15 protein-coding genes are annotated in these 16,441 nt (G+C 46.0%); 9 read left to right on the top strand and 6 right to left on the bottom strand.

The window, feature by feature from the left end; translation table 11 throughout:
• Positions 1-435 precede the first annotated feature (435 nt).
• The 7 genes from RGU72_RS17325 to RGU72_RS17295 all read left to right on the top strand — a co-directional run bounded on the left by RGU72_RS17325 (position 436) and on the right by RGU72_RS17295 (position 4,131).
• A complete protein-coding gene (locus tag RGU72_RS17325) occupies positions 436-705 on the top strand; it encodes a hypothetical protein (protein ID WP_322120925.1) in 270 nt (89 codons plus the stop codon).
• A 156-nt stretch (positions 706-861) separates the two neighbouring features.
• Entirely contained in the window at positions 862-1,269 is a 408-nt protein-coding gene (locus tag RGU72_RS17320; protein WP_322120924.1) for a DUF2946 domain-containing protein, read from the top strand.
• A gap of 269 nt (positions 1,270-1,538) precedes the next feature.
• Positions 1,539-1,748 carry a hypothetical protein gene (locus RGU72_RS17315; RefSeq protein ID WP_322120923.1) on the top strand — a complete coding sequence of 70 codons (210 nt, stop codon included), beginning with the start codon at positions 1,539-1,541 and terminating at the stop codon, positions 1,746-1,748.
• 4 nt (positions 1,749-1,752) lie between these two features.
• Positions 1,753-2,379, top strand: coding sequence for an SCO family protein (locus RGU72_RS17310; RefSeq protein WP_322120922.1), 627 nt, complete (start codon positions 1,753-1,755; stop codon positions 2,377-2,379).
• A 63-nt stretch (positions 2,380-2,442) separates the two neighbouring features.
• Positions 2,443-2,856 (top strand): copper chaperone PCu(A)C, encoded by a 414-nt coding sequence (locus RGU72_RS17305; RefSeq protein ID WP_322120921.1) that lies wholly within the window; start codon positions 2,443-2,445, stop codon positions 2,854-2,856.
• Positions 2,857-2,900: 44 nt separating this feature from the next.
• The gene (locus RGU72_RS17300) at positions 2,901-3,095 is read left to right on the top strand and encodes a hypothetical protein (protein ID WP_322120920.1); all 195 of its coding nucleotides are present in this window, start codon (positions 2,901-2,903) and stop codon (positions 3,093-3,095) included.
• Between the two features lie 22 nt (positions 3,096-3,117).
• Complete coding sequence (locus RGU72_RS17295; protein ID WP_322120919.1) at positions 3,118-4,131, top strand: TonB-dependent receptor; 1,014 nt, start codon at positions 3,118-3,120, stop codon at positions 4,129-4,131.
• A gap of 173 nt (positions 4,132-4,304) precedes the next feature.
• On the opposite strand, the gene RGU72_RS17290 is transcribed toward RGU72_RS17295, so the two are convergent.
• The 5 genes from RGU72_RS17290 to RGU72_RS17270 form a co-directional block, all read right to left on the bottom strand.
• Entirely contained in the window at positions 4,305-5,561 is a 1,257-nt protein-coding gene (locus RGU72_RS17290) for a hypothetical protein (protein ID WP_322120918.1), read from the bottom strand.
• A gap of 387 nt (positions 5,562-5,948) precedes the next feature.
• Positions 5,949-7,310: an 8-oxoguanine deaminase gene (locus RGU72_RS17285; protein WP_322120917.1), complete on the bottom strand. Its 1,362-nt coding sequence runs from the start codon at positions 7,308-7,310 to the stop codon at positions 5,949-5,951.
• A gap of 51 nt (positions 7,311-7,361) precedes the next feature.
• Positions 7,362-8,291 carry an ABC transporter permease gene (locus RGU72_RS17280; protein WP_322120916.1) on the bottom strand — a complete coding sequence of 310 codons (930 nt, stop codon included), beginning with the start codon at positions 8,289-8,291 and terminating at the stop codon, positions 7,362-7,364.
• Positions 8,288-9,406, bottom strand: a complete 1,119-nt coding sequence (locus tag RGU72_RS17275) for an ABC transporter permease (protein ID WP_416200166.1) — start codon at positions 9,404-9,406, stop codon at positions 8,288-8,290. The genes RGU72_RS17280 and RGU72_RS17275 overlap by 4 nt, the downstream gene beginning before the upstream one ends.
• Before the next feature lies 1 nt (position 9,407).
• Entirely contained in the window at positions 9,408-11,078 is a 1,671-nt protein-coding gene (locus RGU72_RS17270; RefSeq protein WP_322120914.1) for an ABC transporter ATP-binding protein, read from the bottom strand.
• A 628-nt stretch (positions 11,079-11,706) separates the two neighbouring features.
• On the opposite strand from RGU72_RS17270, the gene RGU72_RS17265 reads away from it, so the two are divergent.
• Positions 11,707-12,546 (top strand): outer envelope protein, encoded by an 840-nt coding sequence (locus RGU72_RS17265; RefSeq protein ID WP_322120913.1) that lies wholly within the window; start codon positions 11,707-11,709, stop codon positions 12,544-12,546.
• A gap of 186 nt (positions 12,547-12,732) precedes the next feature.
• Positions 12,733-13,812, top strand: coding sequence for a BMP family ABC transporter substrate-binding protein (locus RGU72_RS17260; protein ID WP_416200136.1), 1,080 nt, complete (start codon positions 12,733-12,735; stop codon positions 13,810-13,812).
• Positions 13,813-14,131: 319 nt separating this feature from the next.
• Here RGU72_RS17260 and RGU72_RS17255 read toward each other — a convergent pair whose 3' ends face one another.
• Positions 14,132-15,799 (bottom strand): PAS domain-containing methyl-accepting chemotaxis protein, encoded by a 1,668-nt coding sequence (locus tag RGU72_RS17255; RefSeq protein ID WP_322120912.1) that lies wholly within the window; start codon positions 15,797-15,799, stop codon positions 14,132-14,134.
• Positions 15,800-16,441 lie beyond the last annotated feature (642 nt).

Genomic DNA, 16,441 nt, shown 5'->3' with positions numbered 1-16,441 from the left:
AGATATCTTCGCTTCGATTCAGTGAAATATATCGATGTTTGGCGCGATAAGATAATTATTACTCCCCCCATGTATATTTTTTCCTCCTTGCAAAACTTGGACAATCGAGTATTTGTAAATAATTTCATGGGGAGTATATTAAATTTCACCTTGATAGTTGCTGAAAAAGAATAGGCAGATTCAGCGAATGACCGCCCTTCTACCTAGGTCCGTCCTGTTTTGGTGGCGTTTTTTCATCGCTGGTTAAATTTGCTCGAAAAATTTTCAATTCTAAATTGTTAGCAGATTACGCAACTGTTACTAATTGCCTTTAGTCAACATATGACATAGCCCAACAGATTTTGTAAGAGGCTGACGTCTCTGCAAGAATCGCCATGGCACTTCATCTCATCAAAAGCGAAATCCGCTCTTTGCTGAAAATACGTCAGGAGAGTATTGACGCCACCGAGGCGTATGCCGCAGTTTGGTAGTACGATCGTTTGGGAAAAACTCAAAATCCAGTTACGCATGACCATCGATGGCGAGCAATGGGATTGGTTGACAATGAAAGGATGGCGCGTACAGGATATGAGGAAAAACCGCCGTAATTATTTCAAAGTCCCTAGCAAAGCAGATGAGCGGTTATTGCTTGCATCGATAGAAGAACGTGAAGAGGTCTGTCGGCGGATTGTAAATTACGATTACGAAAAAAGTCGCGCCAACTAAGATCTGTTTAGATCTAAAATGGAAACCCATTCCGAACAAAACGCTGTATGGCAAAGAGTGCAACCTGCTTATTGCTTGCTCAGACTTATTTGCCTCTCAGACTCAAAGGTGGACACCTTCGCAGAAAATTAGTTACTGGCGAGTATAATTCTACACATGATTACTTGGTTAAAACGAAGTCGGTTGCCGCTCTGGATTGCATTGTTTGCGGTCTTGCTGAACGCGCTTGCTCCTTCAATTTCCCATGCCATTGCTGCCAACAATGGATCGTCTGATTTCATTGAAATATGTACTGTATCCGGTACACAATTTGTCAAACTTGATCGGATAAAGAGTAGCGCTGCGTCTCTGAATACATCATCAGCGCCAGTCAAGACACAACTCTCGGACCATTGCCCTTTCTGCATAGCACATGCAGGATCGTTTGCTTTACTTCCTACTTCGCAAGTCGTACCGCTAGTCATTGATGGACACGATCAATTTCCTGCGCTGTTCTATCATTCACCCTCCCCACTCATCTCCTGGTCCACCGCGAATCCGCGAGCACCACCTTTGCTCTCCTGAAAAGCACTTACGCGGTAAAGCTCGTGATTGATGAGCTACACCGATTTTTCTATTTCATCGCTTTATCGACCATACGCTAGTTGAATCCGTCTCTGCTCGACCAGTAATGGTCCGCTTTGATCAGTTTCATTCTGGATTGATTGAGTCTTGAAATCAGTTCTATCAGGAGAATAGCAATGCCAACCGGATTAAAAATTACAGTCCTATTCAATTGCTTCGCAATTGCCGTACTGTTGTCTGTCGCTGTTAAGAGCCCAGGCGAAAGCAATATGAATCGTCTCAATCAGAGTCCAGCGCCCACGAGATCTAAAGGGCAAACGCAACTGAAAATATCAATGATCCAGCAAGAAAGTAGCTCCAGTGCGTCTAGACTCGATAATCCGTCGAAGCATGACTACACGTCAGATGTCACGGAGCGCGACGCGATCCCGGCGCCCTGGATCATCGCAGATGATGGTTCTGTGACATTAAAGGAGTAATGAGATGCATCGTCGCTTTTTTATTCAATCACTCAGCTGGAGTCTGGGAACGACCTTCGGATCAAGCATGCTCACAGCCTGTGAAAAACCACGTCCGGTATTTCATGGTATCGACCTCACCGGATCCAAATATGGAGCAGATTTTCGCTTGCATGGTTCTGATGGGCGAGAGCATGCATTAAGTGATTTCAAGGGGCAATATATCTTATTGTTTTTCGGGTTTACTCAATGCCCCGATGTCTGCCCCACTATATTGACGCGCGCTGTCAACACACGTCAGTTACTCGGTAAAGACGCTAACAAAGTAAAGGTGCTATTCGTCACGATCGATCCAGAGCGGGATACACCAGCGCTGCTATCGAGCTACATGCAGGCGTTTGATCCTGACTTTTTAGGACTGAGCGGCAGCGCCGATCAAACAGCGCAAGTTGCAAAGGACTTTAAGATTTTCTATCAAAAAGTTCCGAGTGGAAATTCCTACACCATAGATCACACGGCGATTACCTATGTATTTGATACTGCAGGACAGCTTCGACTTGCGTGGAAACATGCGCAAGAGGCGGAGCAATGTGCGGAAGACATACACAGTCTGATACGCGCAGAGGCGCAAACCAAATTTCACTTATTTTAATGAGGCAACAATATGCACTACTTGAATCGAACGATAAGTTCAGTCTTCACATTTCTGCTGGCTATGTCCAGTGCACAAGCTCAGGTCAAGATCGATGACGCCTGGGTCAGAGCAACTGTACCGCAACAAAAAGCCACAGGCGCATTTGTGCGTCTAACCTCGGTAAAGCCGACACGTCTGGTTGAAGTACTGTCACCCGCAGCAGGTGTGATCGAAATTCACAAAATGGACATGGTCGATAACATCATGAAGATGCGCAAAATCGACGGTATTGACCTTCCTGCTGGACAGAATGTTGAACTCAAACCCGGCGGCTTTCACATCATGCTATTGGACTTAAAGTCACAAGTCAGAGCAGGCGACAAAATCGCACTGACCTTTGTATTTGAAGACCAAAATAAAAAGCGGGAAAACATGGCGATATTTGCAGAAGCAAAATCGCTCAACAGCAACGCTACTAGCGCGATGTCACATTAATGTTCGCCTTATTTTTTCTGCAAAAAAATTGAAAGGAATCGATGATGCAAAACTCTTCCGCTACAAAACCACATTTAGTGTCCGGCAATCTACGTCTGACTTTAAGCCTGATACGCTGCTTTAATGCAGCAGCATTTATCACTTTATCGATATTTTATTTCGGCATGTTCTATCTGGGAAAACCAGCGATAGAACAAGTCGAATTAGTCGCTCTCTCTCAAACTACCATTCAGAAATAAATTCATTCATAAGGGATGCATCATGTCTCATCTCTCGCAAATAAAAACCATTTCACTCATTACTGGAAGTTTGGCAATGTGTTTCCCGCTGCTAGCCAATGCCTGCGCAAGTTGTGGCTGCACTCTAAGTTCTGATTGGGAAAATATGGGGATGTCCAGCGGCACGGGCTTCAAGCTGGATATTCGTTACGATTATCTAAATCAAGACCAGCTGCGTAGTGGTACAAGTAAAATCAGCCCCGGAGCAGCGAGCCAGGTAACCAACAATGGTGACCCGCAAGAGGTAGAAAAATTCACCAAGAATAATTACCTGACGTTTGGACTGGACTACAGCAATAGTCCGAACTGGGGCATCAATCTGCAAGTACCTTATATCAACAGAACCCACAGCACACTCGGGACTGCATCCGACGGCACGGTGGCGGGTGATGGTGGCGGCCAATATGATTCCAGCACCTCCAACATTGGCGATATCAAACTGGTGGCACGTTATCAGGGTTTTTCAGAAGAACATAATTTCGGTCTGATGTACGGGGTCAAACTGCCGACTGGTAGTCATACCCAAACCGGTACATCAATAGATGCAACTGCACCTGGGATAACAGCGATTGATCGTGGCTTGCAGCCGGGCACCGGAACTACCGATGTGATTGTCGGCGCTTACTATTTCGATAGTTTGAATAGCAATTGGGACTACTTTGCACAAGGACTGTATCAGGCCGCGATCAATTCTAGCGATGATTACAAGCCAGGCAATGGATTGAATCTGAATGCAGGATTGCGTTACAAAGGATTTGAAAACATCACACCGCTAATTCAGATTAACGCAAGACATGTGGCACATGATACCGGTGCCAATGCTGACACAACCAGCACTGGTGGCACACTAGTTTATCTAAGCCCCGGTGCAGTGATGCCGGTCAACGAACGTTTATCGGTTTATGGTTTTGTGCAATTGCCCGTATACCAGGATGTTCGTGGCGTGCAACTGGCACCTCGCTATACCGCTTCGTTAGGGGCGAAAATTTCCTTCTAATCCAATTGCTAAGACCTCAGGATAGGTGCGATTGGCATCGCATAATCGTACCTATGTCGGCATACTAAACTCATGAGGTTGGAGCAAGCATGGTCGATTGCCAGGGTAAAGAAGTTGAGATCAGTGATGTTGTTCGAGTCTTATAAATCTGCCAGGACGTGCATCGCAGAACGCTATTTCCGGATTTCTTTCACGCTACCATCCGAAAAGTAGCGCTCTTCTTTATCCAGCATTCCTTCTTTGTAATACTTCGCGTGTGTAACATGATCATCTTCGTAATCACGTTCGATGGATAACACTTCTTTGCCAGGCATACCTTTAGGTTCATAAACTTTTTCGTGTCCTTGTCGCAAGCCCTTGGCAAAGAAGGCTTCGGCTTCGATACCGCCGTTTCGGCTGTAGAATTTTTGCGGCCCTTCACGCTTAAATCCGTAGTCACTAGGTTCACAAGACATTAAAGATTCGACGTTATTGCTGCCCCAGACTATTTCGTCATTTTGCAAGCTGACATTACCGGTAAATTGCAATTTTTCATTGTCCCAGTAATATTGCATGCTGTAGACATCGTCTTTTTTCTGAATAACTGCGCGCGGACTGCCATTTTCCCACCAGCAAGAGCTTTGTTGAACGATCAAATCTTTTCCAGAACTGCCGCCAGCGCCGTAGTTGGTGTTACGCGCTTTGCCGCCTGAGTTAAACCACTCTTCGTCCGTGCCAACCAGCGCCCCTTTTGCGTTGACGTGCATCACGCGTTTAACTTTTCCGTCGGCATACAGGTCGGTGATTGTTGCCGAACCATCGCTGTTGATCTGTTTTTGGCGTTTCGCTGCCTTAGGTTCTTTTATGGAGCCAACTTTCAACGCTGAATCCCATTCGCTGGTGACTTTAACAGCCTCTTCGATGTTGGTTTCTTTACCTTGCACTAGCCGTACTTTTTTGTAAACTTGCCCATGCATATCGTAGTAAACGATATCGCTAGGACCATTGAAGCCACACAACTTTACATCAATCGATGTTTCTTTTTTATCCGAGCAACGAGCAAAACGAATTTGTCCACCGGGCAAATAGCCAATGGCAGAAACCTCATATCCAAGCTTTCCGGTAGTCCCATCACCGTACAAGGTCCGCTGAAAAATTGATCCATCCGCGCTGTACTCCTCCTTCATCCCGGAGTTCTGGTTACTTTTTATATTTTCTTTGATGCGAATTTTTGAAGTGCCCGGAAAGTAGGTAATTTGTTCACCAGACTTGGTATCGTATCCATTCACTTGAGCATAGTGACGCAGCACATGCTGTCGTGGTCCGTCAATTTCTTCTTCCAGCTTGTGGCCCTTAGAAAAAACAAAACGTTCCTTTTGCTTTTCGTTACCCCAATCACGCACGCAGCTCACGGTGCCGTCGGACTTTTGCCGATCAGCCTCTTTATCCATATCCAACGCGTTATCGCAGGTATAGGTCATACCCGAATGGGCAAAGGTGGCAGATAAACTCAACAAAAAACCAAGCGTCCAATGTTGATAAATTTTATTTATTTTTTTCATATGGCAATGGCATTACAACGATAATAAAGTACATTTTTTAATACGAAAATTGTTACAACTAATTTGTCAGAGAGACGATACCAACTCGTACCATTCAAGGTCCCAAGGAGAAGATCACTACACATGACTACATGGATTTTCGGGTAAGTTAAGCACTCAAGCAATTCCAAGTATTCTCATTTGTGCCGTCAGCTAGCCTTTAAAAATTCGGCAATACTCATATTAGTTGAAATCTGGGTACGCAGAAACTCCTGTACAAAATACGCACTTAGTGTGTCAACGCGCCGCTTCTGCCAGATCCATTGCAAGGCTATTGTGGCGCACCATCACAACTGGTAAATCGATCGATGTCAAATTGCCTTCCCGCACGACTACACGCCCGTTGATGATGCTGTAATCAGTATTCGACGGGGTGCAAAAAACTAATGCAGCAACGGGATCATGCACCGCTCCGGCAAAACCAATTTGATCGAGATTGAAAAGTGCTATGTCGGCAGCCATACCGGGTTTTAGTGCGCCGATATCGTCCCGGTTCAGGACTTTGGCACCGCCGAGTGTGGCAATTTCTAATGCCTGACGAGCCGTCATTGCATCGGGACCAAATCCGACACGCTGCAACAACATCGCTTGGCGGACTTCGCCCAGCAAATGTCCGGCGTCATTCGAGGCGCAGCCATCGACACCCAGACCGACATGCAAACCGGCATCAATCATTTTGCGGACTGGCGCAATACCAGAGCCAAGCCGCATGTTGGAACAAGGGCAGTGTGCAACACCGGTGCCTGTGCGTGCAAACATCGTAATGCCATCGTCATCGAGTTGCACGCAATGTGCATGCCAGACATCATGACCAACCCAGCCACAGTCTTCTGCATACTCTGCAGGCGTCATATTAAATTTTTCGCGGCTATATGCAATATCGTTAGTATTCTCTGCCAAGTGCGTATGTAAGGACACTCCATAGTTGCGCGCCATTAATGCAGACTGTTTCATCAGTTCTCTCGATACCGAGAATGGCGAACAAGGTGCAACCACAATACGTTGCATCGCAAAGCGCTCTTTGTCATGGTAAGTCTCGATTAAACGCTGCGTATCTTTCAGTATCGCAGCTTCTGTTTCTACGACGCGATCTGGCGGTAGGCCACCTTTAGACTGTCCAACACTCATTGAGCCGCGCGCTGCATGAAAACGCATACCGATCTTCTGTGCAGATTCAATGCTGTCATCTAACTTGCATCCATTCGGATAAATGTACAGATGGTCGCTGCTGGTCGTGCAACCGGATAGCATCAGTTCGGCCATCGCCGTCAGAGTTGAGACTTTCACCATCTCCGGTGTTAAATTCGCCCAGATCGGATAAAGATTGGTGAGCCAGTTAAACAACTCGCCATTCTGCGCTGCAGGTATCACCCGAGTCAGGCTTTGATACATATGATGATGGGTATTGATCAGGCCAGGAATTACTACATGATGACTGGCGTCGATCACTTCATCCGCCGTATCCGGCAAATCGGCAGTCTGACCGACCTGCTCAATTACATGATCCCGGACAAACACTGCACCACGTGCGATTTCTCGGCGTTGATCATCCATGGTCACCAGAACGCGAGCATTTTTAATCAGCAAAGTTTTAGTCATATCATTGATCTGAAAAATACACTCGAATTAGTCTGGTTGAGTCTGGGTCGATTACGAACCCGGATGAAAGCTTTTTCCCAATGACAGAGGCTGATTCAGTAAAATTGTTTTTGGATCACGGCAAATAATCACCAGCACGACAATCGTCGCGACATACGGCAACATCGATAAAAACTCTGACGGTATTCCAAATCCAAATCCTTGTGCAAACAATTGCATCACAGTGACTCCACCAAACAGATACGCGCCAAGTACCACACGCAGCGGCTTCCAAGTTCCAAACACGACCAGTGCTAACGCAATCCAGCCCTTACCTGCAGTCATGCCCTCGACCCACATCGGCGTCTGCACCAGAGACAGATAAGCGCCAGCAATACCCGCAGTCGCACCACCAAACATCACCGCACAATAACGTATCCAGATCACAGGATGACCAACCTCATGCGCCACTGTCGGCGACTCACCGATCGCTCGTATTTTTAGACCAGCATAACTTTTAGCCAAAAACCATTGAACAGCAACAAACAGAAGAATTGAGCCATAGACCATCGCGTCGTAGCTGAATAACAATTGCCCAATTATTGGTATGTCGGACAAGAAAGGAATGGGCAACTTCTTTAAGCCAGCGATCGGCGTACCAGCGAAATCATGCCCGACAAATGCGGACAAACCTATGCCAAATAAGGTCAGCGCCAATCCGGTAGCCACCTGATTCGCCTGCAAACTCAAAGTCAGTACGGCAAATATCAACGACATTAAGACACCTGCACAGCCGGCCGCGAAAAAGCCGATTATAGGGCTGCCTGTCGCCAAGGTGGCTGCGAAGCCTGAGACCGCACCGACCAGCATCATGCCTTCAATCCCTAGATTAAGAACGCCGGCTTTTTCAACCACAGTTTCACCTAATGCGGCGTAAATCAGAGGTGTGGCAGCGGTGACGGTGCTGGCAAAAATAGCGAGTAATGGAATGTCAAAATTCATACTGCCTCCTTAGTCACAGCGGACATTTTGTTCGGCGTGTTAACGTTAGAGCTATGATGGGTATGGACTTTTTTTACTCTGAAGGTAATAAACAGATCGGCTGCCAATAAATAAAACAGCAACAAACCCTGAAACAAGCCAGTGATCGCCGACGGCAATGCCATCTGCATTTGCGCCGACTCACCACCTAGATAGAGCAGCGACATCAGCAACGAGCCAAACACGATGCCAATCGGATGCAAACGGCCGATCCATGCCACGATAATTGCAGCAAAGCCATAGCCTGGCGATATCTGAGCCTGCAACTGCCCAATCGGGCCTGCGACTTCACACATACCTGCCATACCGGCAGTCGCTCCGCTGATCAGTAAAGCGACCCAGACATTGCGCTTAATCGAAAATCCAGCATACGTCGCCGCTGCAGGTGCCAGTCCAGCTACCTGCATACGATAGCCCGCATACGTCTGACTAGAAAAAATCCAAGAAGCAATCGCCAGCACTAATCCCAACACAAAACTCCAGTTGGTACGAGTACCTTCGACTAATAGGGGGATTAAGTATGCGTCAGCGAAGGTTTTCGATTGCGGAAAATTAAAACCTTGGGGATCACGCCATGGGCCATGGACTAGAAACGATAAAAATAACTGCGCAATATAAACCAACATCAAGGTCACCAGAATTTCGCTGGTATTAAAACGGTTCCGTAAAAACGCCGGTATCGCAGCCCATGCCATACCGCCCAGAGCACCAGCCAACAACATCAGCGGCAAACCCCATGCGACGCTGGTATCTCCCAACCACAACGCGACGCCACCACTGGTAATCGCGCCCATCGTCAACTGGCCTTCTGCTCCGATATTCCAAACATTCGCTCGGAATCCTATTGCCAGACCAAGTGCGCACAATAATAAAGGTGATGCCTTCAATAATAATTCTCCAACCCCATATATGTTCTCGACCGGCTTGATGAAGAAGACATAAAACGCTTGTTGCGGTGGTTTTCCAAGTGCAGTAAAAATTATGATGCCGGTAAGCAACATCGCCACTGCCGCGATCAGGGGTGATGCGATCTTCATCATGGAAGACGGTACAGGGCGGCGCTCCAACTTAAACATATTAGACAAAATGGCTCTCCTGATGATTGTTTGCTTGTCCGGCGATAGATGGACGGTCTGACTGCATAGACGACCCGTCCATTCTCTTCCTCACTGTATCAAATTTGCCGCTCATCCAGTTTCCGATTTGTTCAATACTTGTATCGGCCAAAGGCAATGCCGGTGACAAACGTCCCTCAGCCAAAACGCAGATACGGTCGCTGATCGTGAACAATTCCTCCAGCTCTTCGGAGATGACTAGCAGCGCCACTCCTTGCTGTCGCAGATCCATCAGGGCTTGCCGTATCATCTGTGCAGCACCCACATCCACACCCCAAGTCGGCTGCGCGATTATCATCAATTTGGGATTGAGCATCGTCTCGCGTCCGACAATAAATTTTTGTAGATTGCCACCGGACAGACTAGAAGCAACAGCGCTGTCGCCACCGCATTTGACTTTGAAGCGTGTAATAACTTCTTGTGTGAACTGACGAATCGCAGAATGACGTAAAAATCCATTCTTCACCATGCCATGCCGGGCGCCAGTTAATAATGCGTTGTGTAATAGACTCATGGCAGGCACCGCACCACGCCCTAAGCGCTCCTCAGGAACAAAGGTCAGGCCCAGGCGTCGTCGTTGCGCTGAATTCAGGCGTCCGGCATCTTGTCCAATAATGCTGATCATCTTACTTTGCGGGCTGAGAACTTCTCCCGACAACGCAGCTAATAATTCTTTTTGGCCATTACCAGAGATACCTGCAATCCCCAATATTTCTCCGCTTTTTACAGACAAGCTGATCGATTCCAGCGCGGTGCCAAAAGGATCAATCGTCGACATGGACAAATGGTTTAGCGCTAAACGCACTTCCCCTGTTTCTTGTGGGACTAAATGACATTCGGCAAGTTCGCCACCGATCATCATCCGTGCCAGACTGTCGTTGGTTTCTTGTTTAGGTACCGCAGTACCCGTGACACGACCGCCGCGCAGCACGGTTGCTGTGTCACACAGTGCCCGGATCTCATCTAACTTATGGCTGATATACAAGATGCTGCAACCCTCTTTAGCCAATTGTCGCAACGTGTCAAACAAGATCAATACCGCCTGTGGAGTCAGCACGGATGTTGGTTCATCCATGATTAACAGCTTAGGCTCCAATAACAAGCAACGAACAATTTCTACCCTTTGGCGTTCGCCTACTGACATGCTATGTACTAGGCGGTAAGGGTCAATCGGTAATCCGTATTTGTCAGAGACTTCCGTAATCCTGGCGGCGAGCGATGCCGGTGCTGTCGGCACATCCATCGCAAGCGCAATATTCTCAGCAACCGTAAGGGTCTCAAATAAAGAAAAATGCTGAAACACCATTCCTATCCCCATACGTCGCGCTTGGGCGGGATTGGTGATATCCATATAGCGCCCTTCCCACAAAATCGTACCTTCATCGGGTTGGATCACGCCATACACGATTTTCATCAAGGTACTTTTACCGGCACCGTTTTCGCCGAGTAAAGCGTGAATCTCTCCGGGCTGCACGGTCAGTGCGATGTCGTCGTTGGCAACCACAGTAGGGTAGCGCTTGGTGATCCCAGTTAACACCAGACGAGGCGACTGTGTCAATGACGATATCGTCTGATCTGGCTGAATTGGCAGAGCCGTCGCAGGTAACTCAGGTGAAGCTGGCAAGTGATCCATAGCGTCCCGTTAAAGAGAGAAGTAAATAGCAAAATCAACTGTCGCAATTGTCATGCCAATCTCAGCCATTCCATATTGAGAAGTTCTCTGTATCGACATGCTGAGCATACAATCAGATGATGCAAATTGTCGACAATATTTCACTTTATTGATAACAATGTTTACTTAGAATGTGGTTAAAGCTGTTATATTTTCCTTTCGCCATCCCATCAATGATGAAAATAACATGCCTATCAATCATATGAGTTAAGTCGCGCACAACAATAGTATTGATCAGACAATCTGTTGTCAATCTTCCGATTTTCCATTAAAAACGCACTAGAAATGCACATTTATCGTCGTTTAAGGCCTAATTTAATGCGCTCGATTCAATGAAACGAAGTAAATCTGCTCCTCATTGGTGAGAAAAATCAAAAGGAGAGTGGCACATTTTTTGCTGACAAAGAGATTGGAAATCGTCAACATACAAATCCATTATTGTTGACAACTAAAACTATAACTGTCCATAAAACACCGAATAGTGAAAGATTTTTCGATTCTTACCTGCAGTCCAGTTCCATCCCAGTTTCAAAAAATAATTAGGCGGAAACAGATTCAAATTTAATCGTAAATCCTTATGGAGAGCATTATGTTGGCAACACCCTTAAAATCCTCAATCAGCAAGAAACTCGCTTCTGCAATCACATTGCTGCTAGCAAGCGCCACAGTCAGTCAGGCCAATGCGGCCGACTGGAGCGACACCTCAATCGGCTATCGTTACGGCTCCAAATTTGCAGAGCCATACAACCCAGAAGACATTTCAAAACATATATTCAATCTGACTCATGTCAGTGGGTACAAATACGGCTCGAATTATTTCAATATCGATCTGTTGCAGTCTGATAGTAAAGACAGCAATGCGCAAGAAGCATATGTGGTCTACCGGAACACTTTAGATCTAGGCAAAGTGACTGGTAAGAGCCTAGCCTTCGGTCCGGTGCGCGGTGTTGGCATTACCGCAGGCTTTGATTGGAACACGAAGAATGACACTGGATATGCCTCCAAAAAGCGCATGCTCGTTGTCGGCCCAACACTGATGGTGGATGTGCCTGGATTTTTAGACGTCAGTCTGTTGTTACTGCAAGAGAGCAACTTTCCTATTGGTGTCACTAGCCGCTACACCTATGATCTCCATCCTATGCTGAGTGCTGCATGGGGTATTCCTATCAGCACAAGCGGATTCGCATTTGAAGGCTATATGAATTACATCGCCTCCAAAGGAAAAAATGAATATGGTGGCCCAACCTCCCCAGAGACGAATATTGATGCGATGATCATGTATGACGTTGGCACTGCGCTTGGAATCGGCAAAAATACGTTACGAGCTGGTTTTGAATATCAATACTGGCGCAACAAGTTCGGCAATCCATCGCAAGTCCCCGGCTCATTGGCAAAAACACCGATGGCAAGAGTTGAATATCATTTTTAAACGGACAAAGTTGAGAGAGCGACAGTTTCAAACTAGTTGCGCGAGCTTCATCCCGCAAGAAGTTTGAGACTTCACGCTTGATTTTTTTTAGTCGTATTTATTACACGTTTTATCTTATTGTGTTTGTCTGTACTTACCAGTCGTCCCCGTTGCTATCAGGGATTTATTCAAGACAAGGAGTTATCAATGTACCGTATCCGTACCGTAGTAACCGCCATCGCTATGGCAAGCAGCTTGATGTCAGGCTCTGCAGCCTTTGCTGCCGAACCACTCAAAGTCGCCTTTGTGTATCTGGGCCCCGTCGGCGACGGTGGCTGGACATTCCAGCATGATCAAGGTCGCCTAGCAATTGAAAAAGAATTTGGTGCAAAAATCAAAACGACGTTTGTTGAAAACGTACCAGAAACCGCCGATGCAGAACGCGTCATCCGCCAATTAGCCGTCGATGGCAACAAGCTGATTTTCACGACCTCATTCGGCTACATGGATCCAACAGTCAAGGTTGCGAAATTATTTCCTAAAGTCCATTTTGTCCATGCTACAGGGTATAAAACAGCAGCCAATTTAGGGACTTACCAAACTAGGTTTTATGAAGGCGCTTACTTGCTCGGCATTATCGCGGGCAAGATGACTAAGTCCAACACACTGGGCTTTGTGGGTTCATTCCCGGTACCGGAAGTCGTGCGTAATATTGATGCTTTTACCTTGGGTGCAAAAAGCGTCAATCCTAAAATCAAGACCAAAGTCGTCTGGGTCAACACTTGGTACGACCCAGGCAAAGAACGTCAAGCTGCTGAGACTCTGGTAGCACAGGGTGCCGATATGCTGGCGCAAAATACGGACTCTCCGGCAGTGGTCCAGGTTGCAGAAGAAAAAGGCGTGCACGCTTTTGGTTGGGATACCGATATGGCGAAATATGGCCCTAAAGCCCAACTAACTGCGAACAAAGAAAATTGGGGCGTGTATTACAGTCAGGAAGTCAAACGCGAGCTGGCTGGCACTTGGAAACCTGAGCAAACCTTTTGGGGCATTAAAGAAAATCTCGTCGTTCTTTCCCCATTAAATGCATCAGTCCCTGCGGATGTTGCAAAACTGTTTAACGAGAAAAAACAGGCCATTGTCGATGGTAAATTGCTGCCATTTGGTGGTCCGTTAAAAGACAACACTGGCAAAGTCAAAGTGGCTGCGAACGCAGAATTGCCTATGGGTGAGCTGTTAGGTATTAACTGGTTAGTCGAAGGCGTTGAAGGATCTCTGCCAAAGTAAAGCGCCAATACTTAACTCCCGGACAGAAAGGCGATGCTGTTACACGGTCGCCTGCTTATTACAGTCAACGCCGCCAACTCTTATTGAATAGATTCGGTGGCTTTTGATTTAACCTATGAGTAACACATAGACCCTAAAGGAAGAAAAATGAATTTTTAGCACAAGTTGCTAAGTAAAAAAACGAGGCATACTAGACGATACACACGCTGTGTCGTTTGCGTCACATCATCAGCATAAAGAGATTATTTTTTATAATCAGACGAACTTTATCAGCCCTTATTTTTCACTCAGTTAAGTTATTGTGATATCTACACAACGACTAGTTGTGCAACATTTGAGAAATTTCACTGGCAGACTCAGCGGACCGATGGGCTAGCTTCCTGACTTCTGATGCGACCACCGCAAAACCTCGTCCACCATCTCCTGCTCGGGCAGCTTCGATTGCTGCATTTAACGATAGTAAGTTGGTCTGCATCGCCAAGTCATTAATCGTTGCCACAACTGTGCGTATACGATCCATCGTATTACGTTGACTAGTAATGTCGCTGGCATACATGGTGAGTTTTGAGAGCGTTTTTTCTACATTAAATATGGGGTTGAACGTACATTGAAGCCAGATCAAGCTGCCATCGGCACCGGTCACCTTGATCTCTCGATCTACTCCTTCTCCTTGTTTTAATTTGGCAAGAGTTTCTCCTAACATGACATCTCTGTAAATAATGCTGAGAGTCTTGCTGGCAGAACTTAGATTATCGTGCCCAAGTATTCCCAATAAAATAGGACTGGCATCGACGGGCTCGCCTTTGGCAGACCAGTCCGCCGTTGCAGTTGAGGAACGAATAGCCATTAGACGAGTTACATCTTCTTGAGCCTTCATCTTAGATTCTGTAATGTTCGCTTGCACCGACACAAATTTCTTTACATTGCCATTCTTATCGAAGACCGGATTGATGGATAGGGATATCCAATAGGGATCACCATTTTTGGTGTAATTTAAGATTTGTTCGTAGAAAGCTTCTTTTGCATGCAACTTGGCACGGATACGACTAATAGTCGCTTGATCGGTGTGTGGTCCCTGAAGTAATTTCCCTGGTTTTTTGCCTAATATCTCTTCCGATTGATACCCTGTCAATTTGGTAAATCCCGAGTTCACATATTCACACCAACCATCAGGGTCTGTAATAACAACTGAATTATCAGTCCCATTTGCGACGAGGGATAATAATTCAAAGGTCTTACGCTGCTCTACCTCGCGGGTAACATCAGTAGCAAACTTCACTACTTTAAACGGCTTACCTAACAAATCTAAAATCGGGTTGTAACTTGCTTGTATCCAAACATCGCGGCCAGATTTGTGAACTCGCCTAAATTCAGCAGCCTGATAATGGCCTTCTCGCAAATTGTCCCAAAATCGCTGGTAGGTCGCGCTTTTACTTTCCGCCTTATCGACAAAAATTCGATGATGTTTGCCTTGTACTTCGTCAGATCTATACCCTAATGCATTTAAGAATTTGTCGTTGGCATATAAGATATTTCCCTCCATATCAAATTCTATAACCGCCTGCGAATTCGCGATGGCGTTAATTTGTCCCTCATAATTTGAGTCCCGATGTTTTCGCTCAGTCGTATTTTGAGCAAGCTTCAATACTCGGAAGGGTTTGCCAAAACGATCTAATACGGCGCTGTAACTTGCCTGCATCCACACCGTTTTTCCGCTCTTGGTAACACGTTTGAATTCCGCGATTTGGGACTGCCCATCCCTCAAGAGAGACCAAAAAATTTTATATTCAAGGCTACTCGCATACGCTGGGTCGACAAACATACTGTGATGCTTGCCTTTTATTTCTGCAAGGGTGTACTCCATCAAGCTTAAGAATTGTTGATTAGCGCTGACCACATAACCGGATAAATCAAACTCGATTGAGGCCTGCGATTGTAGTAAAGCATTGAGCTTGCGAGCAGATTTTGACAAAAATAAATTGATCATGTTGGTTCCTTCGTTACGTGACTGATTCGGTCTATTTCTTCAATCTAAATTTGACAGCGTTGCAATGTTCCCTTGTTGGCCTTTTTTGGCTCGAGATCTCGCTATCGTCTTCATCCCTGATGTACCCAGCTTTATTTTTTGCGAAAGTACCGCAGCTTCTCATTTTAAAATTCATAAAATAGCACTACGGAGTTCAACGACTTTCTGTACTCACTGATATGCACTCAATATTTGGGTCTGCAAGCAAGACTTAACCTAGGTCATCGTTGATGGAAAACGTCATGCTCTAAGCAGTTAAAAGCCTTACGCAAAACTGCTCCGGCAAAGCGTATCGGCGACAGTACTTTAGTACGGTTGGTAACTGCAAAGAAGCCGAGACGATTTTCCATAACGAATAAGTTACACGTGTGACTAGAGAATTTAGTGCCCGTGATAATTGAGTTTCCGTAAGTCAATATCGCACATTTATTTCTCATGATTTAGCATTTGACACACTTTAACAATTAACAAAATACAAAACGAACTGGTCCCGCGCCTACATATTGTTTGCGCTGCAATTCATATGTTTTCTTACGCACATATAACCACTTTTATATGATGCATTCTCAACATAACCCAATCCAATTTCTGAAAATCAAAGAC

The organism is Undibacterium sp. 5I1 (assembly GCF_034314085.1).
Lineage (GTDB): Bacteria > Pseudomonadota > Gammaproteobacteria > Burkholderiales > Burkholderiaceae_D > Undibacterium.
Note: the sequence above shows the minus strand (reverse complement) of the source record. Positions and strands in the feature narration are given on the sequence as shown.

Excerpts from the sequence above, each read along its gene's own strand:
- RGU72_RS17320 (WP_322120924.1), top strand. The coding sequence starts at position 862 with ATGATTACTTGGTTAAAACGAAGTCGGTTGCCGCTCTGGATTGCATTG.
- RGU72_RS17315 (WP_322120923.1), top strand. The coding sequence starts at position 1,539 with ATGAATCGTCTCAATCAGAGTCCAGCGCCCACGAGATCTAAAGGGCAA.
- RGU72_RS17310 (WP_322120922.1), top strand. The coding sequence starts at position 1,753 with ATGCATCGTCGCTTTTTTATTCAATCACTCAGCTGGAGTCTGGGAACG.
- RGU72_RS17305 (WP_322120921.1), top strand. The coding sequence starts at position 2,443 with ATGTCCAGTGCACAAGCTCAGGTCAAGATCGATGACGCCTGGGTCAGA.
- RGU72_RS17300 (WP_322120920.1), top strand. The coding sequence starts at position 2,901 with ATGCAAAACTCTTCCGCTACAAAACCACATTTAGTGTCCGGCAATCTA.
- RGU72_RS17295 (WP_322120919.1), top strand. The coding sequence starts at position 3,118 with ATGTCTCATCTCTCGCAAATAAAAACCATTTCACTCATTACTGGAAGT.
- RGU72_RS17290 (WP_322120918.1), bottom strand. The coding sequence starts at position 5,561 with ATGGATAAAGAGGCTGATCGGCAAAAGTCCGACGGCACCGTGAGCTGC.
- RGU72_RS17285 (WP_322120917.1), bottom strand. The coding sequence starts at position 7,310 with ATGACTAAAACTTTGCTGATTAAAAATGCTCGCGTTCTGGTGACCATG.
- RGU72_RS17280 (WP_322120916.1), bottom strand. The coding sequence starts at position 8,291 with ATGAATTTTGACATTCCATTACTCGCTATTTTTGCCAGCACCGTCACC.
- RGU72_RS17275 (WP_416200166.1), bottom strand. The coding sequence starts at position 9,406 with ATGTTTAAGTTGGAGCGCCGCCCTGTACCGTCTTCCATGATGAAGATC.
- RGU72_RS17270 (WP_322120914.1), bottom strand. The coding sequence starts at position 11,078 with ATGGATCACTTGCCAGCTTCACCTGAGTTACCTGCGACGGCTCTGCCA.
- RGU72_RS17265 (WP_322120913.1), top strand. The coding sequence starts at position 11,707 with ATGTTGGCAACACCCTTAAAATCCTCAATCAGCAAGAAACTCGCTTCT.
- RGU72_RS17260 (WP_416200136.1), top strand. The coding sequence starts at position 12,733 with ATGTACCGTATCCGTACCGTAGTAACCGCCATCGCTATGGCAAGCAGC.
- RGU72_RS17255 (WP_322120912.1), bottom strand. The coding sequence starts at position 15,799 with ATGATCAATTTATTTTTGTCAAAATCTGCTCGCAAGCTCAATGCTTTA.